The following is a 21,113-nucleotide window of genomic DNA, read 5'->3' as shown; positions in this document are numbered from 1 at the left end:
GCCACCGTCAGACCCCCACCGTCCGCTCGTCCACCGCGGTCTCCGGTACCCGCGCCGAGAGGAACCTCGTCCTGCGGCGGAGCCTGAACCCAAGGGACTCGTAGAGCCGGATGGCGTTGGTGTTGGCCGCGCCGGTGTGCAGGAACGGCGTCTCACCGCGCTCGCGGATGCCGTGCGCCACCGCGAGGATCAGCCGGGTCGCCAGCCCCTGGCCCCGGACGGCCGGATCGGTGCACACGGCGCTGATCTCCGTCCAGCCCGGCGGGTGCAGTCGCTCTCCGGCCATCGCGACCAGTGCGCCGCCCCGGCGAATGCCCAGATAGGTGCCGAGTTCGATGGTGCGCGGCAGGAAGGGGCCCGGCCGGGTGCGCTCGACCAGGTCCAGCATCTCCGGCACATCGGCCGCGGTGAGTCGTACGGCCTCCGGTTCGGGAGCGGCGGGGATCCCGTCGTCGACGAGCTGCACGCCGTCCAGGTCGAAGGTGATGTCCCAGCCCTGCGGCAGCTCGCCGCGGAAACCGGGCAGCGGAGCCTCGGCGCCCGGACCCGCGAGCGCCGCGAGGTCGGCCCAGTCGTCGGCGCCCGGGTCGTCGGGCAGCCCGACCCAGGGGGAGACGTCCGTCGGGTAGCGCAGGACGCGGCCCCGGCGCTCGGCGAAGTGGGCGTGGGGGCCGGTCAGCGAGGCGAGCGCGGGGTTGTCGAGAACGTGCCGGATGTCACTCATGCGCCGACCTCGATCACGACCTTGCCCCGGGCGTGGCCCTCCTCGACGGCGCGCAGCGCCTCGCCTGCGCGCTCCAGCGGGAAGGTCCGGGTGACGTGGGGGGCCAGGTCGCCGCGCACCACCAGACGCGCGACCTCGTCGAGCACGGCAGCGGTGCGGGCCCGGCTCACGGGTGCCCCGCCCAGCCGCCCGACCTCCAGGCGCGCCGCGGCGGAGACAAGCTTCGACCGGTCGGTCAGCAGTGCGGCGGCTTCCTCCATCACGTCACCGCCGACGAGGTCGTAGACACCGTCCACTCCGTCCGGGGCGACGGCCCGCACCCGCCCGGCCAGTTCCGGGCCCGGCGCGACATACACGGCGCCGAGCTGCTCGACGAAGTCCTTCTTGCCCTCGCTCGCCGTGCCGATCACGCGCAGCCCGAAGGCACGGGCGATCTGTACGGCGGCGACCCCGACTCCCCCGCCGGCGCCGGTGACCAGCAGCGTCGCACCGGCGGGCAGGTCCAGCTGGCGGATCCCGTCGTACGCGGTGGCCGCGGCGATGGGCAGGACCGCGGCGTCCGTGAAGGACAGCCCCGCCGGCAGATGCGCCGTCACCGCGGCGGACAGCAGGGCGTACTCGGCGTATCCACCGGACACGGTGTTGCCGAAGACCGCGTCCCCTGGGGTGAAACCGGTCACGCCCTCGCCGATCTCCTCCACGGTCCCGGCCGCCTCGCCGCCGAAGACGACGGGAAAGCTCGGCTCTCCCGTGTCGCCGGGCAGCCTCAGGCCCCCACGGAGCTTCCAGTCGACGGGATTCACGCCCGCCGCGCGCACCGCGACGAGTATCTGTCCGGGGCCGGGGCTCGGCCGCTCCACCTCTACGAACGTCTCGGTCTCCGGGCCGCCGTTCCGCGTGTACGCATACGCCTTGGGCATGTACTGCCTCACTCTCCTTCGCTGTCGCCGGACCGCGGGTCCAGGAGCCACCGGCACCGGCCACTATTGGCCAAGGACGATCATGTGGCGGCTATTCCCAGGCCGTCGGAGAGTTCACACGCCGGCAACGACCGGGATCGGCCGGGGCGGGAGCACCGTGCGCGGGCGCGTACGGTGGAGGGCGTCCGCATCGATCGCGCCCGGCCGGCGGTCCCGTCCGGCCGCCTGGAGAGGCACCACCCCACCATGCACGTCACCCGTGGCTTCACCGGGCGCCCGCGCGTCACCGACCCCGGGCTGCCGCCCGGCCAGTACGACGCGGGCGACGACTGGCCCGTCCTGTCCGCCGAGGTCACCCCCGCGCTGACGGCCGCGGACTGGTCCTTCCGGATCGACGGCGAGGTGGTCGAACCGCGCACCTGGACCTGGGCGGAGGCGCATGCGCTGCCCGCGTCGGCGTACAGCGGTGACATCCACTGCGTGACCGGCTGGTCGAAGTTCGGGGTGCGCTTCGGGGGCGTGTCGCTGGACGCGTTCCTGGAGGCCGTACGGCCGGGGGCGACGGCCACGCACGCCGTCGCCTACTCCCACACCGGGTACACCGCCAACCTTCCGCTGGCCGACCTCACCGGAGGGCGCGCCTGGATCGCCTTCGAGTACGACGGCAGGCCGCTGCCGGCCGAGCACGGCGGCCCGGCCCGGCTGGTGGTGCCGCACCTGTACTTCTGGAAGAGCGCCAAGTGGATCGCGGGCCTGAGGATCCTCGACCACGACGAGCCGGGGTTCTGGGAACAGAACGGCTATCACGCGCGGGGCAACCCGTGGGAGGAGCAGCGGTACTCCGGTGACTGAGGTGACTGAGCCGGGCGTGACCATCGGCCGCTTTCTGCCGCCCACACGGTTCGCCGTACCCGGGCGGATCGCCGTGAGCGGCAGCACCGCCGCGAACTGGCGCACCGCGACGCTGACCGAGATCCGCCGGGAGACACCGCGCGCCGCGACCTTCCGGTTCGCGGTTCCCGGCTGGGCGGGACATCTGCCCGGCCAGCACCTGCTGTTGCGGCTGAGGGCCGGGGACGGTTACGTCGCGCAGCGGCACTACTCGATCGCGTCGCCCCCCGACGACACCGGGCACATCGAACTGACCCTGGACCAGGTCGAGGGCGGCGAGGTGTCCGGCTGGTTCCACACCGTGGCCGAGCCCGGGGACCGGATCGAGATGCGCGGCCCGCTGAGCGGCTTCTTCGCCTGGCCCGGCGACCGGCCCGCGCTGCTCATCGGCGCCGGCTCGGGGGTCGTCCCGCTGATGTCGATGGTGCGCCACCACCGGGCACGCGGTCTGGACGTGCCGCTACGGCTGCTGGTCTCGGCCCGCGGACCGGAGGATCTGATCTACGCGGACGAGTACGGCGTCGAGACCACGCCCGTCTTCACCCGCAGCGCGCCCCAGGGAACGCCGGTGGGGCGTATGTCCGCGGCCCATGTGGCGCCGCTCATGGCCGAGGCGCCTCCCAGTGGGTGGGAAGCCTATGTGTGCGGTTCCAACGCGTTCGTGGAGCATGCCTCGCGGCTGCTGGTCGAGGCCGGGCAGCCGGTGGACCGCATCCGTATCGAACGCTTCGGCTGAACCCTCGAGCGCTCGAAGCTCCGGACGGAATGGGCGCCCGCCCGCCGCGCCATCGGCCGCGCCACAGGTTTCGGGGCCACATGGCCGGGAACCTCGCCGGGGAGGAGAATCGGCATAAAAGGCCGTTTCATGTCGGCGCATCCAGTGTCGCGTCCGCGGCGCGTTCGGAGCTCGTCCGCGTCGCGTTCGCGCCGGTCCGTCCACGGCCGCCCCGGGCCCGGGGTCGGCGGTGCGGCCGGTCCGGCAGGAGCGGGTCCGATGCGGGGCGTGTCGGGGCCGCCGTCGCCGCCAGGCGCGGGCGGCGGGGGTGCCGTACGGCCTGCCCCTCGGGGGTGGGCCGGTGCACCGCGGGCGCCGTCGTGCGGTGCTGCGCCGAGGGGCTCCTTGATCGTGGCCGGGGGCGGTGTGCGGGTTCCCCAGGGGGCTCGGCCCCTCCACGAGCGGGACGTGGCGGCAAGGAGGTCGAGATGCGAACCCGGATGCGCGGCTGGCGCTGGCGGCGCAATCCGCTGCGCCGGCGTTCGGATGTCGTCGAGGCATGGACGTCGCTCCTTCTCGCCCTGCTGCTGTGCGTCGGGGCGCCGCTCGTCGGCACGGCCGTGGGCTGGTGGGCGTACGGCGACGCACACACGACGCAGACCGCCCAGCGCGCGGAACGCCATCAGGTGCCCGCGGTGCTCCTCCAGGACGCCCCCGCCGCGACTCCCTCGGCGCAGGGCGCCAAGCAGCCCCTGTACCGGGTGCCGGTGCGCTGGACCGAGCCCGGCAAGGGCACCCGGACGACGGTCGCGAAGGTCCCGGCGGGCTCGCTGAGCGGCGACCGGGTGCGGGTCTGGCTGGACGCGAAGGATCACGGAGTCTCCCCGCCGCCCAGTGACGCCGCGGTGTGGCAGCACGGCCTGACAGCGGGGGTGTGGGCCGCGGCCGGCGTGGCCGGGGCGGTCTTCCTGGGCCGCGCGGTGATCGGCCGGATCGCCGAGCGGCACCGCATGGCGGAGTGGGAGGACGAATGGGCCCGCACGGGGCCGGACTGGGGACGGCGCACGGCGTGAACAGCCGGGACCGAGCGTCGGCGAACGGGCGGTCTGGCGGCGCCCCGGACGCCACCGTACGGTGTGATCGCCCGCATCCGTGACGTCAAAGGCGGTCCTCCATGGCCCTGTTCGACCTGCCTCTCGACCAGCTCTGCGACTACCGGAGCGCCTCGGTGGAGCCTTCGGACTTCGACGTCTTCTGGACGAAGACGCTGCAGGAGACCCGCGAACACGATCTGGACGCCCGCTTCGAGCCCGTCGCGACCGGACTGAGAACGGTCCAGGTGTACGACGTGACCTTCGCCGGCTTCGGCGGCCACCCGGTCAAGGGCTGGCTGACCGTGCCGGCCGCCGCGGACGATCCGCTTCCCACCGTCGTGGAGTTCGTCGGCTACGGCGGCGGGCGTGCGCTGCCGCACATGCATCTGCTGTGGGCGTCGGCGGGCTTCGCGCACTTCGTGATGGACACGCGCGGGCAGGGCAGTACGTGGGGCGGCGGCGACACGCCCGACCCGGTGGGCAGCGCGCCGGCCGTTCCCGGGTTCATGACGCGAGGCGTCGAGGATCCCGAGACGTACTACTACCGGCGGCTGTTCACGGACGGTGTGCGCGCCGTCGAGGCGGCCCGGGCCCACCCGCTGACCGACGCCTCACGCACCGCGGCCGTCGGCGCCAGCCAGGGCGGCGGCATCACGATCGCGGTCGGCGGTCTCGTACCGGACCTGGTGGCGATCGCGCCGGACGTGCCGTTCCTGTGCGACTTCCCGCGCGCGACGACCCTCACGGACCGCCAGCCGTACCGGGAGATCGGCACCTACCTCAAGACGCACCGTGGCCGCACCGAGCGGGTGTTGCGGACCCTGTCGTACTTCGACGGCGTCCACTTCGCCGCGCGCGGCCGGGCGCCCGCGCTGTTCTCGGCGGCGCTGGAGGACCAGACGTGCCCGCCCTCCACGGTCTTCGCCGCGTTCAACGCGTGGGCGCACGAGGACAAGACGATCGAGGTCTACGACTTCAACGACCATGAGGGCGGCGGACCCCACCAGCAGGCGGTCCAGCTGCGCTGGCTGCCCGCCCGGTTCTGAGAAGGTGTCAGGAACGCTTCGGGAACTCCGGTTCCCGGTGACGCGGGACACGGGCCGGATTCGGCCGAAGTGCCGATCGGCCCTTTCCTGGTGGTTTAGACCAATGCTAGATGTGGTCGCGCACTGATTCCACACGGCTACGTCTTGTCACCAGGAGGCGCGGACATGGCCCGCACCACCCCGTCCGACCACCCCCTTCCTCACCCGCCCGAGGAACCGCTCTACTGGAGGATCGCCACCGAACTGCTGGGCGAGTTACGTGACGGCGGCATCCCGCCGGGGGAACGGCTGCCCGGTGAGCGGCAGTTGGCCGCGCACTTCCAGGTCAGCCGGGAGACCGTGCGCCAGGCCCTGCAGATCCTGCGCCGGGCCGGACTGGTCGCCACCGACCGGCGCGGCAGCCACGCGGTTCTGCCCGGCGCGACGGCCGAGCACGTGCCCTCGCTGGCCTTTCCCGTGGGCGCTCAGGGCGCGGAGCCCGGCCGGGCGACCGTCACCTGGGAGGTCCCCTCCCCCGAGCACGCCCGGGAGCTGGGCCTCGCGCCCCGGCGGCCCACCCTCGTCCACCGCTATACGTCCGCCGCGGCGGACGGAAGCGGGACGCGGACGGCCGTCACCTCGTTCTCCGCCGTCGCCGTCGCCGAGGTGCCGGAACTGGCCCGCTACCGCGATCGGGCGGACGGCAGGGCCTCGGCCGAACTGTGGCGTGCCTACGACTGGATGCGCACGGCCGGTCTGACCCTGCACCACCGTGACGGGATCACCCCGCTGCCACCCACCGTGCGGGTGACCCGGCGCGTGCACGACCAGTGGGACCGGCCGCTGGAGATCACCGATCTCGTGGTGGAGGCGCAACGCGAGGCGTTGGTCTACGAGTTCACCCTGCCGGCGGCCGGCTGACCTCCGCCGGGGGCCCCGCCGCCCGCCCGCGTGGCCACGAGCAGCCGGCAGCGCGGGCTGCCGTCCGGCCGGCGGCCGAAGTCCGGCAGCGCCTGATGCTCCACCGTGAACCCGGCGCGGCTCAGCTCACGCCGGACGTCGCCGAGGCGGAACGCCCGGTAGTACATCACGAACGGCGGGCGCCACAGGGCGTTGCGGACGCGCATCGCGGTGTCGAAACCGAGCAGCGCCCAGTACCAGGGTGAGGCCGGGCGAGGCGGGGCCCCGATCGGGAACACGAACCGTCCGCCCGGCCGCAGTACCGAGTGGACCTGCGTGAACAGCCCGGGCAACTCGCCCGGCAGGAAGTGACCGAAGGCGCCGAAGCTCACGACGAGATCGAAGACGGGACCGAAGGGCAGGGCGCGGGCGTCGCCTCGCACCCAGTCCACCCTCGGCCACCCGCCGGCCGGCATCTGCCGCCGCGCGACGGCCAGCATGCCCGCACTGAAGTCGACCCCGGTGACGCTCTCGCGGCAGACCGTGCGCAGCACGTCCGTCCCCGCCCCCGTACCGCAGCACAGATCCAGTCCGTGGCCGAAGGGACCCATCGTCTCCAGCGCGCGCTCGACGGCGTCCAGCACCGCGTCCGACGTCCGGAACGGGGTGTGATCGAACTTGGGCGCGAGCAGGTCGTAGCCGCGCTCGACCGAGGACAGCGCCTGAACGGCCAGCTCACGCAGGCTGGGACCGTGCGGGGAGAACATCACACCAGCTTAGGACGCCCGGAGACCGCGCGGACCCGGTTCCCCGGTCGTCCGGTCAGGCGTCCGCGGGCGGCCGTCCGGCGGTGTGCCCGCCGGCCCGGGGGAGCCGGCCGGTGCCGTCGCGGCCGGTACGGGCGGGTGGGGCAGCCGGCGGGCGAGGGGCAGCACGGCGGCGCGCCCCGCGGTCGGCCACGCGCTGGAGACGTCGGGTGTGGAACTGGCGGACGGCACCGTCTCCGCCCAGGGCTTCGGCTTCGGAGTCTTCGAACTCGACCGCCGGTTCGTGTCGGGTCGAGTGGCACGCCCTTCGCCTTCTGAGTGCCCAGCCCCGGTGACAACGTTGTTCCGCTTCACCTCTTGACGCACTTGGTTCAGACCTTTAGCTTTCGGGCCGTCACATCCCGTGCATACGCACGGAGTTCGCGCCCCTGTCTGGCCAACCCCCACGAGGTGTCGACAACGATGACCACGGCCCAGCTCCCCTTCAGACGATTCACGCTCATACGCGCGGTCCTCGGCCGGTTCACGGTCGGGGCCGTCGTCGCGGTCCTGATGGCCGCCCTGTTCTCCGCCACGCCCGCACACGCAGCCGACGGCCGGATCACCGGCCTGGCCGGGAAGTGCGTCGACGTGGCGGGAGCCAACAGCGCCAACGGAACCGCCGTACAGCTCTACGACTGCAACGGGACCAATGCCCAGCTCTGGTCCAACCCCGGCGACGGCACGCTGCGGGCACTCGGCAAATGCCTGGACGTCGTCGACCGGAGCACGGCCGACGGGGCGGCGGTCCAGCTGTGGGACTGCACGGGCGGCGCCAACCAGCAGTGGGTGGTCACCGCCGCCCACGACATCGTCAACCCGGCCGCGAACAAGTGCCTGGACGTCCGCGACAACAACTCGGCCAACGGCACCCGGTTGCAGATCTGGAGCTGCTCGGGTGGGGCCAACCAGAAGTGGAACGCCCCCGCGAGCGGTGGCGGGAACACGAATCCGTCCGGATTCGTCGTCAGCGAGGCCCAGTTCAACCAGATGTTCCCGAACCGGAACTCGTTCTACACCTACAGCGGGCTGGTACAGGCCCTGAGTTCCTACCCCGGGTTCGCGAACACCGGCAGCGACACGGTGAAGAAGCAGGAGGCCGCGGCCTTCCTGGCCAATGTCAGCCATGAGACGGGCGGACTGGTCTACGTGGTGGAGCAGAACACCGCCAACTACCCCACCTACTGCGACTGGAGCCAGTCCTACGGCTGCCCGGCCGGTCAGGCCGCATACTACGGGCGAGGTCCCCTCCAGCTCAGCTGGAACTTCAACTACAAGGCCGCGGGCGACGCGCTCGGCATCGATCTGCTCGACAACCCGTGGCTCGTGCAGAACGACTCCGCCATCGCCTGGCGTACGGGCCTGTGGTACTGGAACACGCAGTCCGGCCCCGGCACCATGACCCCGCACAACGCCATGGTGAACCAGGCCGGCTTCGGGCAGACCATCCGCAGCATCAACGGCTCGCTGGAGTGCGACGGCAGGAACCCCGCCCAGGTACAGAGCCGCGTCGACGCCTACCAGCGGTTCACCTCGATCCTCGGCGTCAGCCCCGGCTCCAACCTGTACTGCTGAGTACACCAGGGGGCCGGGGCGCACCGCCCCGGCCCCCGTACGACCGGCCCACGGCCCACGGCTCAGGGCCGAGGACGCACGGGCAGCGTCCGTACGCTGTTGCCGACGAAACTGGCGTGGCGGATCAACTCGTCCTCGGCAACCGCGAGTTCCAGGTCCGGGAAACGCGTGAACAGCCGCTCCAGCGCGATCCCGGCCTCCAGACGGGCCAGCGGCGCGCCCAGGCAGTAGTGGGCGCCGTGCCCGAGTGACAGATGCCGCGGCGTGCCGCTGCGCCCGGGCCGCGTGACGTCGAACCGGTCCGCGTCCGCGCCGTACACCGCCGGGTCGCGTCCGGCGGCGGAGTATCCGGCGAGCACCGGTGTCCCCTGCGGAATGACGGTCCCGTCCACGGTCAGATCCCGCACGGGGTAGCGGAACGGGAAGTAGCTGACGGGCGCGTCCCAGCGCAGGGTCTCCTCGACGACGTCGTCCCAGCCCGCCTGCCCCCTGCGCACCAGGTCCAGCTGGTCAGGATGGCCGCACAGGGCCCGTACGGCGTTGGTGACCAGGTTCATCGTGGTCTCGTGGCCGGCGATGATCATCAGCACCAGGGTGCCGGTCAGCTCCTGCCGGCTGAGCCGGTCGCCGTCCTCGTCGCGGGCGGCGATGAGCGCGCTGATGAGATCGTTCCCGGGCTCCGCGGCCTTGGCGGCGGCGATCTCGTCGAGGACGGCGACCAATCCGCTGTTGGCGGCGATGACCTGCTCGGGACCGATGTCGGTGGCGACGACCTGGCTGGACAGCCGGTGCAGCCGGTCCCGGTAGTGGTCCGCCACGCCGAGCAGCTCGCTGATCACCCGCATCGGCAGGGGCAGTGCGAAGTGCCGACGCAGATCGGCCGCTCCACCGTCGGACAGGGCCGCGTGGACCAGGTCGTCGAGCAGGCTGTCGGTCAACTCCTCGACTCTGGGCCGTAGTTGTGCGACACGCCGGGCCGTGAACGCCCGGCTGACGAGCGAGCGCAGCCGCCGGTGGTCGTCTCCGTCGGCCGTGGTCATCCCCCGCACGGCCGCGAAGGTCATGAGCGGCCAGCCCTGGGCGATCCTTCCCCCGCGCAGGGCGGTGAAGTGCCGGGCGTGCTTGGCGACGTCGGGATGCGCGAGGAACTCCCTGAGCGCCTCGTGCCCCAGTACGGCCATGCCCTCGATGTCCCCGGGCATCAGGACCGGCGCGACGGACCCCCGGGCGAGGAGCCGCGCGTTGTCGGCGTGCGGGCAGCCACCGGCGGGATCCAGACGATGTGGTGCGGCGGAGGAGGTGTCCACCGGTGACTCCTTGTCGCGGGGGCGGGCCGACGCCGTACGACGATCGATTCTGCCCAGGATCGGGACCCTGGGAACACGCCCCGGGGAATAGACGGCGCCGCCCACGCGCTGACGGGGGTGCACGGCGACCTGTCGGCGGTGTGCGACACCCCGGCAGCGGTGCACACCCAGACGTCGAGTGCTACAGTGCGGTCAGCACCTGTGTACGCCCCGTTTAGGGCGCCGGTGCCGTTCCCCGCAGTTCGCCGTTCTGTCCGCCGTCGTCATCGACCGGCGCACCGGCTTTCCCGCATCACCTCTCGGCCAGCGCTCTTCGGCTGTACCCGAGGTGAGGTTCCCCGCCGCGACGAGGTGTGAGCATGCCGCCTCCCGGCCCTCCCTTTCTCCCTTCTTGTTCTCCGTCCGTGAAAGGACCTCATATGACCACCACACTCCAGCCCCCTCCCGTGGCACAGCAGCAGACGCCGCAGTCCGTCACGGGAGTCCTCGACATCGACCACGGCGGGAAGGGGCACCTGCGCGCCGCCGGCGGCCAGGCCTCGCCCGCCGATCCCCAGGTCTCCCCGGCCCTGGTCCGCCGCCACGGCCTGCGCAAGGGCGACACCCTCGTCGGCCTCCGCGCCGGGCGGGCCGTCACCGAGGTGACGCAGATCAACGGCCGTACGCCCGAGCAGCTGCGCGGACGCCCGCACTTCCGCGACCTCACCCCGCTGCACCCGCGCGAGCGGCTGCGGCTCGAACACCCCGCGGCGGGCCTGTCCGGGCGCGTCGTCGACCTCCTCGCGCCCGTCGGAAAGGGGCAGCGCGGCCTGATCGTCGCCCCGCCGAGGACCGGCAAGACGGTACTGCTCCAGCAGATCGCCGCGGCCGTCGCCGCCAACCACCCTGAGTGCCGCCTGATGGTGGTGCTGCTCGACGAGCGGCCCGAGGAGGTGACCGACATGCGGCGCTCGGTGCGCGGCGAGGTGTACGCCTCCACGTTCGACCGGACGCCGAAGGAGCACATCGCGCTCGCGGAACTGGTCGTCGAGCGGGCCAAGCGGCTCGTCGAGCAGGGGGAGGACGTCGTCATTCTGCTCGACTCGCTGACCCGGCTGTGCCGGGCGCACAACAACGCGGCAGCCTCCGGTGGCCGCACCCTGAGCGGTGGCGTCGACGCCGCCGCCCTGCAGGGCCCGAAGCGGCTCTTCGGCGCCGCCCGGCTGGCGGAGGAGGGCGGCTCGCTCACGATCCTCGCCACCGCCCTGGTCGAGACCGGCTCCCGTGCCGACGACTTCTTCTTCGAGGAGCTGAAGAGCACCGGCAACATGGAACTGCGGCTGGACCGGGAGCTGGCCGCCCACCGGATCCACCCGGCTGTGGACATCGCCGGATCCGGTACCCGCCGCGAGGAACTCCTGCTCTTTGCAGCCGAGTTGACGACCGTACACGGACTGCGGCGGGTCCTGAGGTCGCGGGACGGGCAGACGAACCTTCAGACCCTCCTGGAGCGGATGCGGGCCGCGCCCGACAACGCGACCTTCCTGCGCCTGATTCAGCCCACCCTGCCGACGACCTGACGGCCCCGCAGGGCGAGCCGCGGAGTCAGGCATCCGGGTGTCCGATGCCGCCACTCGGCGCAAGCTGCCCAGGCGCGGCCACCAGGACCGCCCCAAGGTGGCGAGTATGACCATAGGATTCTCGTCCCGCGTCGTCCTCTCCTGCTGCGCTCTCGGCGTGGCCTGGACGGCGGCCCTCTCGCCCCATCCCGCCGTCGCCGTCGCGGGCCCCGACTCCGACATCCCACGGCCCACGGCTCCCGGAACCTCCCTCCTGTACGCGTCGGGAACGCAGGTACGACAACGCGCGGGGGTGCCCGAACTCCCCGAGACGTCGGCGCTGTCGTGGCTGGTCGCCGACGCGGGCACCGGGCAGGTGCTGGCCGCGCACGACGCGCACCGCCCGCTGCCGCCCGCCAGCACCCTCAAGACACTGTTCGCCCTCACCGTGCTGCCGGGACTGCCCGCCGAAGCCCGGCACACCGTCACCGCGCGGGAACTGTCGAACGTCGGTCCCGGCAGCAGCCTCGTCGGGGTGAAGGAGGGCGACACCTACCGGGTCAGCGACCTGTGGCGGGGGGTGTTCCTGAACTCCGGCAACGACGCCGTCCATGTGCTGGCCGCACTCCACGGCGGAGTGCAGACCACGGTCCGTCAGATGCAGGCCAAAGCCCGTGCCCTGGGCGCACTGGACACCCATGTGGTCTCCCCCGACGGGTACGACGCCGACGGCCAGGTGTCCTCGGCCTACGACCTCGCGGTGTTCGGGCGGACCGGACTGCAGAACCCGGATTTCGCGCGCTACTGCGCCACCGCCGAGTCGAGCTTCCCCGGCGACGAGGGCCAGACGTACGAGATCGCCAACACCAACCGGCTGCTGACCGGCCGCAACGGCGTCCAGCCCTACCCGGGACTGATCGGCATCAAGAACGGCTACACGAGCCATGCCGGCAACACGCTCGTGGCCGCCGCCCGACGCGGCGGCCACACCCTTCTGGTGACCGTGATGAACCCACAGGTCGGCGGTGGGTTCGCGGTCTACGAGGAGGCGCGCTCGCTGCTCGACTGGGGCTTCGCCGCCGTCGGGCGGGTGACTCCGGTCGGCTCGCTGTCACCCGAAAGGCCGACCGTGTCACGGGCCGGCCCGGCCGCGCTGCCGAGGACGGCGGCCCCGGACCGCGACACGGCCGGCTGGGCCGCCCCGGGAGTGCTCGCGGGTGCGGTGGGCGTGAGCGCGGGCGCGGCGGCCGGGCTGACGTTGTGGCTGAGGAGAAGACGCTCGCCGGGCGCCTGACCGACCGGCAGTCCGAGCAGCAGCCCGAGGGTGATCCAGGTGTAGGTGTTGCTGCCGAGGAAGCCGTCGATGCCGGACGCGTCGTCGAACCACAGCCACACCACGCTGCTGCACAGCAGCACGTACAGCACGGCCGCGATGCGCAGTCGGCGGGCGCGCAGCAGCACGGCGAAGGACGGCAGCAGCCAGACGAGGTGGTGCACCCAGGTGATCGGGCTGACCAGACAGGCGGCCAGCCCGGTCAGGGCGAAGGCGCCCCGCCAGTCGCCGGCCCGCAGCGCGCGGTGGGTACGCCACCCCCACACCGCGAGAACCAGCACCACGGCCGTCGCCCAGGCCGCGTGGCTCGGGGCGTCGGGCGCCGCGAGCCGGGCCAGGATGCCCTGGAGCGACTGGTTGGAGACATAGTCCAGGCGGCCGACGCGGGTGGTGTCCCAGACGGCGTGCGTCCAGTAGAAGCGGGAGGCGCCCGGTGCCGCCCAGGCCGCGAGCAGGGTCGCGCCGACGGTGACCGCCGTCGCCACGGCGGCGGCCCGCCAGCGCCGGGCGAGCAGCAGCAGGCCGATGAAGACCGCGGGCGTCAGCTTCACGGCCGCCGCGAGTCCGATACCCGCCCCGGCCCAGCGCTCACGCCCGCTGGACAGCAGCCAGGCGTCGGTGAGCACGAGTGCCAGCAGCAGCAGATTGACCTGCCCGAAGCTGAAGGTGTCCCGGACGGGTTCGAGCAGCGCGAGCGCGCAGGCGGCGAGCGCCCAGCCGAACCAGCCGTGGCGGCGCAGTTCCCGGCCCAGGAGGATCCACAGCACGAGGACGGCGGCCGCCAGGTTCAGCAGCAGCGCGAGGACGATGGCGGTGCCGAGGCCGACGTACGCCATGGGCAGCATGCTCAGGGCGGCGAACGGCGGATAGGTGAAGCCGTACGTCGTCCCCGGCACCCGGTAGTCGTAGATGTGCCCGCCGTGGTGGATCCAGGTGTGCACGGTCCCGTAGTACACACGCAGGTCGAACCAGTCCCGCAGGAGCGGGACCGTGGCGGTGAAGACGGCGACGGCGGCGGCGAGTGTCAGTACGAGGGCCAGTCGGCCCTTCTCGGTGTGCGGCGCTCTCACGCGGTCCGTCCCAGCACCGGCGCCTGAGCCGCCTGGTGCGCCTGCCAGAGCACCACGATCGCGAGGACGCCGCCCGAGACGGCCAGCAGCACCTGGGCGAGGTCCGGGGCCGAACCGCTCGGCAGCACCGCGAGCGCGAGGACCGCGGTGGCGGCGGCCACCCGGTGGCGCACGGAGCTGCTGGGCGCGGCGGCGGCGATGAGGAACAGTCCCCACAGGGCGTACCAGGGGCGGATCGCGGGGCCGAGGACGGCCACGACGGCAAGGCTGAGGCCGAGCGCGTAGACCGGGGTGGGCCGCAGCCGCAGCCAGATGAGCAGCACGGCGATCATTGTCGCCAACAATCCGGCCGCGTGCCACACCGGAATCGCGAGGGGTGCGAAGTCACTGCCGAGGTTGTCGAGCAGCCGCCCGGTGACCCGCCCGAGGACGCTGGTGGGTGACCAGTTGTGCGGGGAGATGGGTGTCTTCAGGGCCGCCACCCAGCCGTAGCCCGTACCGGCGACGGCCGTGACCACCACCGTCGTGGCCAGCGCGACCACCGTCGTCGTCACCACCGCCCGGATCACACCGACCTGCCGCCGCAGCGCGATGACGGCCACCAGGCCGAGCGCGGCCGGGGCCTTGACCAGTGCGGCGAGCGTGATCAGGACGACGCCGAGGATATGCAGCCGGCCGCGCGCGGCGAGCAGGCCGACGCCGAGCAGGCCCAACATGATGGCGTCGTTGTGGGCACCGGCCACCAGATGCAGCAGCACCAGCGGGTTGAGGGCGCCGAGCCAGAGCGCCGCCGCCGGGTCGGCGCCGCACTGGCGGGCCAGCCGGGGCAGCGCCACCGCCATCAGGGCCACGCCGACGAGCGCGACCAGCCGCATACCGAGCAGCCCGGCCGGCAGTTCGCCGCGGGTCAGGCCGGAGAGCCCGGAGGCGACGGCGAGGAAGACCGGCCCGTACGGGGCCGCGGTGTCCCGCCACACCGGTGCGACCTCGTCCGCCATCGGCCCGCCGAGCTGTGCGGGTCCGTGCGCGTACACGTCTATATGGGCGTGGACCATGGCGCCCTGCGCGAGGTAGCTGTAGACGTCCCGGCTGAACAGCGGCGGGGCGAGCAGCAGCGGTGCGGCCCAGACGGCGAGGACGAGCAGCAGGGCGCGCGGCGTCGGCGGCTCGGGGCCGCGGATCACCCGGCCCAGCAGCGCCCACGCCGCGATCAGCAGCACCACACCGAAGTAGACCCCCACCAGCCCGAGGGCGGCGCGCCCGGACTCGGGGGAGACCAGATCCGCGACCGGCAGAGCCCCGGCGGTCCCACCGCCCAACGCTAGAAAGGCGGTACCGGCCAGGCCAAGTGCCTGACAGCGGCGGAGATCGACGGGGAAAGCCATGGCCAACACTCGGGAAGCGTGTCAACACCGAATGGACGGAAGGCGACGTTCTACCCTCAGGGTGGCGACCTGCGTGTGACCGCCGTGTAACCGGAACCCTCACGCGCCCGGCGGCTCGTTCAGAACACGGACAGTCCCGTGAGGGTCGTGAACCGGTCCAGTGCCGCGACGCCCGCCACCGAGTTGCCGCGCTCGTCCAGGCCTGGGCTCCAGACGCACAGCGTGCAGCGGCCGGGCACGACCGCGATGATCCCGCCGCCGACCCCGCTCTTGCCGGGCAGGCCGACCCGGTAGGCGAAGTCACCCGCCGCGTCGTAGGTGCCGCAGGTCAGCATCACCGCGTTGATCTGTTTGGCCTGGCTGCGGGTCAGCAGCCGGGTGCCGTCGGCGCGGATGCCGTGACGGGCCAGGAAGCCGGTGGCGAGGGCGAGGTCCGCGCAGGACGCCTCGATGGAGCACTGCCGGAAGTACTGGTCGAGAAGGGCCGGCACCGGGTTGCCGATGTTGCCGTAGGACGCCATGAAATGTCCGAGGGCGGCGTTGCGGTCGCCGTGCGCGGTCTCGGAAGCGGCGACCTCCTGGTCGAAGCCCAGCTCCGGGTTGCCGCTCTCCGCCCGCAGGAAGTCGAGCAGGGTGCCGGCCGCGTCGTCGGTACGGCTGTGCAGCCGGTCGGTGACGACGAGGGCGCCCGCGTTGATGAAGGGATTGCGCGGGATGCCGTTCTCGTACTCCAGTTGGACCAGGGAGTTGAACGGGTTGCCGGAGGGCTCCCGGCCCACGTGCTCCCACAGTTCGTCGCCCTCCCGGGCCAGCTCCAGGGCGAGGGTGAAGACCTTGGTGATGGACTGCGCGGAGAACGGCTGCCGCCACTCCCCCACTCCGTAGACCGTGCCGTCCAGCTCGGCGACCGCCATGCCGAAGCGATGCGGGTCCAGGGCGGCGAGCGCGGGGATGTAGTCGGCGGCCCGGCCGCGCCCGGGCCGCTGCTCTATCTCTTCGGCGATGCGTTCCAGCACGGGCTGGAAGGTCAGCGAGGGGGCCATGGTCACTATCGTGCCGTCCCGCCGAGCCAGCCGCTCACCCGAGGTACCTCATGGTCATGTTCTGGATCCCGTACACCACGACGGCGTTCTCGTCACGGCGGGGCGGCCGCGCCCGGCGGCCGCCCCGAGGCGTGTTCTCCCTGGTCGGCGGCGTGTCAGAGCTTCGGTGAGCTGCTGCCCGCGAGCACCTCGGGGCGCAGCAGGCCGACGAGCCGCTCGGCCGGCAACAGGCCCTTCTCCAGGACGAGTTCGGCGACCCCTCGGCCCGTGGCGAGGGCCTCCTTGGCGATGTCGGTGGCCGCCTCGTACCCGATGTACGGGTTGAGGGCGGTCACCAGGCCGATGGAGTTCTCCACCGCGGCCCGCAGCTGCTCCTCGTTGGCCGTGATCCCGGCGACACACCGCTCGGCCAGGGTCAGGCAGGCGCGCTCCAGGTGCGTGATGCTCTCGGAGAGGGAGTGCAGGATCACCGGCTCGAAGGCGTTCAGCTGGAGCTGTCCGGCCTCGGCGGCCATGGTGATGGTGACGTCGTTGCCGATCACCTCGAAGGCGACCTGGTTGACGACCTCGGGGATCACCGGGTTGACCTTGCCGGGCATGATGCTCGAACCGGCCTGCACCGGCGGCAGGTTGATCTCGTTCAGACCGGCGCGCGGGCCCGAGGACAGCAGGCGCAGGTCGTTGCAGCTCTTGGAGAGCTTGACGGCGATCCGCTTGAGCACGCCGGACATCTGCACGAAGGCACCGCAGTCCTGGGTGGCCTCCACCAGGTTGGCGGCGGTCACCAGCGGAAGGCCGGTGATGTCGGAGAGGTGGCGGCGGGCCGACTCGGCGTATCCGGCGGGGGCGTTGAGGCCGGTGCCGATCGCCGTGGCGCCGAGGTTGATCTCGTGGATCAGCTCGACGGCCTCGGCGAGGCGGCTGCGGTCCTCGTCGAGCATGACGGCGTACGCGGAGAACTCCTGCCCCAGCGTCATCGGCACCGCGTCCTGCAGCTGGGTGCGGCCCATCTTCAGCACGTCGCGGAACTCGACGGCCTTGCCCGCGAACGCGTTCTGGAGCACGGCCATCGCCTTCAGCAGACCGCGCACCGCGAAGACCGTGGCGATCTTGACGGCGGTCGGGTAGACGTCGTTGGTGGACTGGCCGAGGTTGACGTCCTCGTTGGGGTGCAGGTGCTGGTACTCGCCCTTGGCGTGGCCGAGCAGCTCCAGCGCGCGGTTGGCGACGACCTCGTTGGCGTTCATGTTGGTCGAGGTGCCGGCGCCGCCCTGGATGACGTCGACGACGAACTCGTCGTGCAGCTTGCCGTCGCGTATCTCGCGGCAGGCCGCGACGACGGCGGCGGCCTTCTTCGGTTCCAGCAGGCCGAGTTCCTCGTTGGCGAGGGCGGCGGCCTCCTTGACGGCGGCGAGGGCGTCGATCAGATGCGGGTACGCGGAGATCGGCGTCCCCGTGATGGGGAAGTTCTCCTTGGCGCGCAGGGTGTGGATGCCCCAGTAGGCCTCGGCGGGTACGTCGCGGTGGCCGAGCAGGTCGTGCTCGCTGCGGTGGGCTGCGGCGGTCATGGTGGTGCGGTTCCTCTTCCTGAGGTGGTCGGTGGCGGGGGCGTCAGACGTGGGCGTCGGGCGTGAGCGGGTCGAGGGCGCGGACCGGGCGTACGCCACCGACCGGCCGGCCGCCGCCGAGCAGCGGCTCGCCCGCGAACTCGGCGAGCGCCGCCGGGTCGACCCCGGCCCGGGCGAGGGCCGCCGCGGCGACCGGGACCCGGGCCCTGTTCGCTCCGTCGGCGATCTTCACCGCGACGGCCCGGCCGTCGGGCAGCGCGGCGACCTGGACGCCCTCGAAGCCGTCCTTGGCCAGCAGTCCGGGCACGGCACGCATCAGCGCCGCGACATCGCGCCCGGAGCCGGAGGCCATCTCGGCGTGCTCACGCATCGCGTCCGCCACCCGTGCCTCCGGAGTGCCGGCCGGTGCGGTGGTGATCCGGGCCGCGGCGCGCGCGAGCCCGTGCAGCGAGACGGAGAACAGGGGGGCGCCGCAGCCGTCCACGGTCACCCTGGCGATCGCCTGGCCGGTGAGGTCCTCGACGATCTCGGCGATGGCCTGCTGGAGAGGGTGGCCCGGGTCGAGATATCCCTCAAGGGGCCAGCCGTTGAGCCGGCAGGTGTAGAGCATGGCCGCGTGCTTGCCGGAGCAGTTCTGCGCGAGCCGGGACGGCAGCCGTCCCTCGCGCACCCAGACGTCACGCACGACCGTGTCGTACGGCAGGTCGGGGACGTTGCCGAGGTCGTCCTCGGTGGCGCCGGCCAGCTCCAGGATGCGGCGGGTGCCGGCCAGGTGCCGTTCCTCGCCGGAGTGGCTGGCCGCGGTGAGCGACAGCAGCTCCCCGTCGAGCGGCAGCCCGGCCCGGATCATCGCCGCCGCCTGCACCGGCTTGAGCGCCGAGCGCGGGTAGAAGGCGGCCTCGATGTCGCCGAGTTGGAGCTCCACCGTGCCGTCGGCGCGGAGGACGACGACCGAGCCGTAGTGGATGCCCTCGATCACGCCACCGCGGACGAGATGGGCGACGGGTGCGTGCAGGGGTTCCCGGATCGCGGGAGCCTCGGCCGGCGCACTTCCGTGCAGTACTGCGTGGTTCACGGATTCACCTTGGGGGATTCAGCGCGGGCGACCCGGCCGCGTATGCCGTACCAGCCGGCCACCAGGGCCGCGGCGATCAGCGGCAGGCACAGCACGGTGGTGCGGCTGGCGCCGCCGTCGGCGTACATGAGGACGAACACGGAGACGAGGAAGCCGAGCGTGACGATCTCGGTCCATGGGGAGCCGGGCAGGCGGTAGCCGGGCCGGGAGAGCACCCCGTCGCGGGTCTTCTTCCAGAAGAGCAGATGGCAGAGCATGATCATGCCCCAGGTGCACAGGATGCCGATCGCCGCGAAGTTCAGCACGATCTCGAACGCGTCGGCCGGGACCACGTAGTTGAGGCCCACACCGAGGACGCAGATACCGCTGGTGAGCAGGATGCCGCCGTACGGAACCTGGCGACCGCTCATGACCCCGGTGAACCTCGGCGCGGAGCCGGACATCGCCATGGAGCGCAGGATGCGGCCCGTGGAGTAGAGGCCGGAGTTGAGGGAGGACATGGCCGCGGTGAGGACGACGAGGTTCATGACCCCGCCGGCCGCGGGGACGCCGATGCGGGACAGGACCGTCACGAACGGGCTCTCCCCGGCCGTGTACTTGTTCCAGGGCAGCAGCATCGACAGCAGGACGACCGAGCCGACGTAGAAGAGGCCGACGCGCCACATGATCGAGTTGATCGCCTTCGGCATGATCTTCTCGGGGTTCTCGGTCTCACCGGCGGCGACACCGACGAGCTCGACGGAGGCGTAGGCGAAGACGACCCCCTGGATGATCAGCAGCATCGGTAGCACGCCATGGGGGAACACACCGCCGTGGTCGCTGATCAGGGACGGTCCGGGGGTGGTGCCGTCGACCGGGTGCCGGGTGACCAGCAGGAAGATGGCGATCGCCATGAAGACCACGAGGGCACTGACCTTGACGATGGCGAACCAGAACTCCAGTTCGCCGAATATCTTCACCGAGATGAGGTTCACGGTGAGCACCACGGCCAGGGCGACGAGCGCGATCACCCACTGCGGGATGTCCGAGAACAGGCCCCAGTAGTGGGTGTACGTGGCCACCGCGGTGATGTCGGCGATGCCGGTGGTGGCCCAGTTCAGGAAGTACATCCAGCCCGCGGTGTAGGCGCCCTTCTCGCCGAGGAACTCACGGGCGTACGACACGAACGCGCCGGAGGACGGGCGGTGCAGGACCAGCTCGCCGAGCGCGCGCACGACGAGGAACGCGAAGACGCCGCAGATCGCGTACGCGACGAAGAGGGAGGGGCCGGCGTCGGCGAGTCGGCCCCCGGCGCCGAGGAACAGGCCGGTGCCGATGGCACCGCCGATGGCGATCATGTTGACGTGCCGGGACTTCAGGGACTTGCTGTAGCCCGCGTCTCCGGCGTCGACGTGATGGGACGAGGGGCGTGTCTCGTCTTTGAGGTGCTGCTCGCTCACGCCTCGGGTCCGCCTTCCGTGGGGAGATCCGTACGCCCGGGGCGCAGGATGTCGGTGAGGGTCGTCTCGACGCGGTCGAGGTGGTGGGCCATGGCCTCGACGGCGCCGTGCTCGGAACCGTCGGTCAGCGCCTCGACGATCGCCCGGTGCTCGCGGTTGGACTGCTCACGGCGGTCGCCCAGCTGGTTGAGGAAGGTCGACTGACGCGCCAGTGCGTCACGGATCTCCTCGATCACCCGGCGGAAGACCGGGTTCTGGGCGGCCTCGGCCACGGCGAGATGGAAGAGGGTGTCCATCGCGACCCACGCGGTGGTGTCCGTCTCCCGCTCCATCCGGTCCAGGAGATGGGCCAGGTGGTCGAGGTTCTCCGGGGTGCGGCGCAGCGCCGCGTACCCGGCGACCGGGATCTCCACATGGCGGCGCACCTCCAGCAGATCGCTGGCCGCGTAGTCGCCGAAGGTCGGGTCCTCGACGGCGTTCGCGACGACGAAGGTGCCCTTGCCGGTCCTGGAGACGGTCAGGCCCATGACTTGCAGGGCCCGCAGGGCCTCGCGCAGCACGGGCCGGCTGACCTCGAGGGTCCGGCACAGCTCCGCCTCGGAGGGGAGCTTGTCGCCGATCGCGTAGTCGCCGCGCTCGATGGCGCTGCGAAGGTGGGTGAGGACCGCTTCCATCGCGCTGATGCGCCGCGGAGCCCCGCCACCT

At 72.2% G+C, this 21,113-nt stretch carries 18 protein-coding genes and 1 pseudogene; 8 read left to right on the top strand and 11 right to left on the bottom strand.

The features are described 5' to 3' along the window. Positions 1 to 7: 7 nt before the first annotated feature. Both ACFY2Z_RS31755 and ACFY2Z_RS31750 read right to left on the bottom strand, forming a co-directional pair. Positions 8 to 724, bottom strand: a complete 717-nt coding sequence (locus ACFY2Z_RS31755; protein WP_390747510.1) for a GNAT family N-acetyltransferase — start codon at positions 722 to 724, stop codon at positions 8 to 10. Then, entirely contained in the window at positions 721 to 1,644 is a 924-nt protein-coding gene (locus tag ACFY2Z_RS31750; RefSeq protein ID WP_390747509.1) for an NADP-dependent oxidoreductase, read from the bottom strand. Before ACFY2Z_RS31750 ends, ACFY2Z_RS31755 begins: the two co-directional genes overlap by 4 nt. A gap of 246 nt (positions 1,645 to 1,890) precedes the next feature. Here ACFY2Z_RS31750 and ACFY2Z_RS31745 point away from each other — a divergent pair, with 246 nt between their 5' ends. From ACFY2Z_RS31745 to ACFY2Z_RS31725, 5 genes are all read left to right on the top strand, one after another. After that, on the top strand, positions 1,891 to 2,496 hold the full coding sequence (locus ACFY2Z_RS31745) for a sulfite oxidase-like oxidoreductase (protein ID WP_390747508.1): 606 nt from the start codon (positions 1,891 to 1,893) through the stop codon (positions 2,494 to 2,496). A gap of 1 nt (position 2,497) precedes the next feature. Next, a complete protein-coding gene (locus ACFY2Z_RS31740) occupies positions 2,498 to 3,271 on the top strand; it encodes a ferredoxin reductase (RefSeq protein WP_390747523.1) in 774 nt (257 codons plus the stop codon). Positions 3,272 to 3,738: 467 nt separating this feature from the next. Next, positions 3,739 to 4,323 (top strand): hypothetical protein, encoded by a 585-nt coding sequence (locus ACFY2Z_RS31735; protein WP_390747507.1) that lies wholly within the window; start codon positions 3,739 to 3,741, stop codon positions 4,321 to 4,323. A 101-nt stretch (positions 4,324 to 4,424) separates the two neighbouring features. Continuing rightward, a complete protein-coding gene (locus tag ACFY2Z_RS31730; protein WP_390747506.1) occupies positions 4,425 to 5,390 on the top strand; it encodes an acetylxylan esterase in 966 nt (321 codons plus the stop codon). Between the two features lie 165 nt (positions 5,391 to 5,555). After that, the gene (locus ACFY2Z_RS31725) at positions 5,556 to 6,290 is read left to right on the top strand and encodes a GntR family transcriptional regulator (protein ID WP_390747505.1); all 735 of its coding nucleotides are present in this window, start codon (positions 5,556 to 5,558) and stop codon (positions 6,288 to 6,290) included. Here ACFY2Z_RS31725 and ACFY2Z_RS31720 read toward each other — a convergent pair. Continuing rightward, on the bottom strand, positions 6,260 to 7,036 hold the full coding sequence (locus tag ACFY2Z_RS31720) for a class I SAM-dependent methyltransferase (protein WP_390747504.1): 777 nt from the start codon (positions 7,034 to 7,036) through the stop codon (positions 6,260 to 6,262). The genes ACFY2Z_RS31725 and ACFY2Z_RS31720 overlap by 31 nt on opposite strands. A 462-nt stretch (positions 7,037 to 7,498) precedes the next feature. Between ACFY2Z_RS31720 and ACFY2Z_RS31715 the strand changes: the two genes are divergently transcribed. Next, complete coding sequence (locus tag ACFY2Z_RS31715; protein WP_390747503.1) at positions 7,499 to 8,650, top strand: glycoside hydrolase family 19 protein; 1,152 nt, start codon at positions 7,499 to 7,501, stop codon at positions 8,648 to 8,650. Positions 8,651 to 8,712: 62 nt separating this feature from the next. Here the strand turns inward: ACFY2Z_RS31715 and ACFY2Z_RS31710 are convergent, their stop codons facing one another. Next, positions 8,713 to 9,957 carry a cytochrome P450 gene (locus ACFY2Z_RS31710; protein ID WP_390747502.1) on the bottom strand — a complete coding sequence of 415 codons (1,245 nt, stop codon included), beginning with the start codon at positions 9,955 to 9,957 and terminating at the stop codon, positions 8,713 to 8,715. A 419-nt stretch (positions 9,958 to 10,376) separates the two neighbouring features. Here ACFY2Z_RS31710 and rho point away from each other — a divergent pair, with 419 nt between their 5' ends. Beyond that, positions 10,377 to 11,516, top strand: a complete 1,140-nt coding sequence (gene rho / locus ACFY2Z_RS31705) for a transcription termination factor Rho (RefSeq protein WP_390747501.1) — start codon at positions 10,377 to 10,379, stop codon at positions 11,514 to 11,516. Between the two features lie 106 nt (positions 11,517 to 11,622). Then, positions 11,623 to 12,498, top strand: a pseudogene (locus ACFY2Z_RS31700) (D-alanyl-D-alanine carboxypeptidase family protein); the annotation flags it as partial. 35 nt (positions 12,499 to 12,533) lie between these two features. Here the strand turns inward: ACFY2Z_RS31700 and ACFY2Z_RS31695 are convergent. The 7 genes from ACFY2Z_RS31695 to ACFY2Z_RS31665 form a co-directional block, all read right to left on the bottom strand. Next, complete coding sequence (locus ACFY2Z_RS31695; RefSeq protein WP_390747500.1) at positions 12,534 to 13,898, bottom strand: glycosyltransferase 87 family protein; 1,365 nt, start codon at positions 13,896 to 13,898, stop codon at positions 12,534 to 12,536. Further along, on the bottom strand, positions 13,895 to 15,283 hold the full coding sequence (gene mptB, locus ACFY2Z_RS31690; RefSeq protein ID WP_390747499.1) for a polyprenol phosphomannose-dependent alpha 1,6 mannosyltransferase MptB: 1,389 nt from the start codon (positions 15,281 to 15,283) through the stop codon (positions 13,895 to 13,897). Before mptB ends, ACFY2Z_RS31695 begins: the two co-directional genes overlap by 4 nt. Positions 15,284 to 15,402: 119 nt before the next feature. Next, positions 15,403 to 16,326 (bottom strand): glutaminase, encoded by a 924-nt coding sequence (locus ACFY2Z_RS31685; protein ID WP_390747498.1) that lies wholly within the window; start codon positions 16,324 to 16,326, stop codon positions 15,403 to 15,405. Positions 16,327 to 16,481: 155 nt separating this feature from the next. Further along, positions 16,482 to 17,894, bottom strand: coding sequence for an aspartate ammonia-lyase (gene aspA / locus ACFY2Z_RS31680; RefSeq protein ID WP_390747497.1), 1,413 nt, complete (start codon positions 17,892 to 17,894; stop codon positions 16,482 to 16,484). A gap of 43 nt (positions 17,895 to 17,937) precedes the next feature. Then, positions 17,938 to 18,954 carry an asparaginase gene (locus tag ACFY2Z_RS31675; RefSeq protein ID WP_390747522.1) on the bottom strand — a complete coding sequence of 339 codons (1,017 nt, stop codon included), beginning with the start codon at positions 18,952 to 18,954 and terminating at the stop codon, positions 17,938 to 17,940. Positions 18,955 to 18,965: 11 nt separating this feature from the next. Beyond that, a complete protein-coding gene (locus ACFY2Z_RS31670; protein ID WP_390747496.1) occupies positions 18,966 to 20,408 on the bottom strand; it encodes an amino acid permease in 1,443 nt (480 codons plus the stop codon). Further along, positions 20,405 to 21,082 (bottom strand): FadR/GntR family transcriptional regulator, encoded by a 678-nt coding sequence (locus tag ACFY2Z_RS31665; RefSeq protein ID WP_390747521.1) that lies wholly within the window; start codon positions 21,080 to 21,082, stop codon positions 20,405 to 20,407. The genes ACFY2Z_RS31670 and ACFY2Z_RS31665 overlap by 4 nt, the downstream gene beginning before the upstream one ends. Positions 21,083 to 21,113 lie beyond the last annotated feature (31 nt).

It is taken from the genome of Streptomyces sp. NPDC001222 (assembly GCF_042896945.1).
In the GTDB taxonomy this organism is placed as follows: Bacteria; Actinomycetota; Actinomycetes; order Streptomycetales; family Streptomycetaceae; genus Streptomyces; species Streptomyces gibsoniae.
The sequence above is the reverse complement of the archived record's forward strand: the minus strand, read 5'-3'. Positions and strand labels throughout refer to the sequence as shown.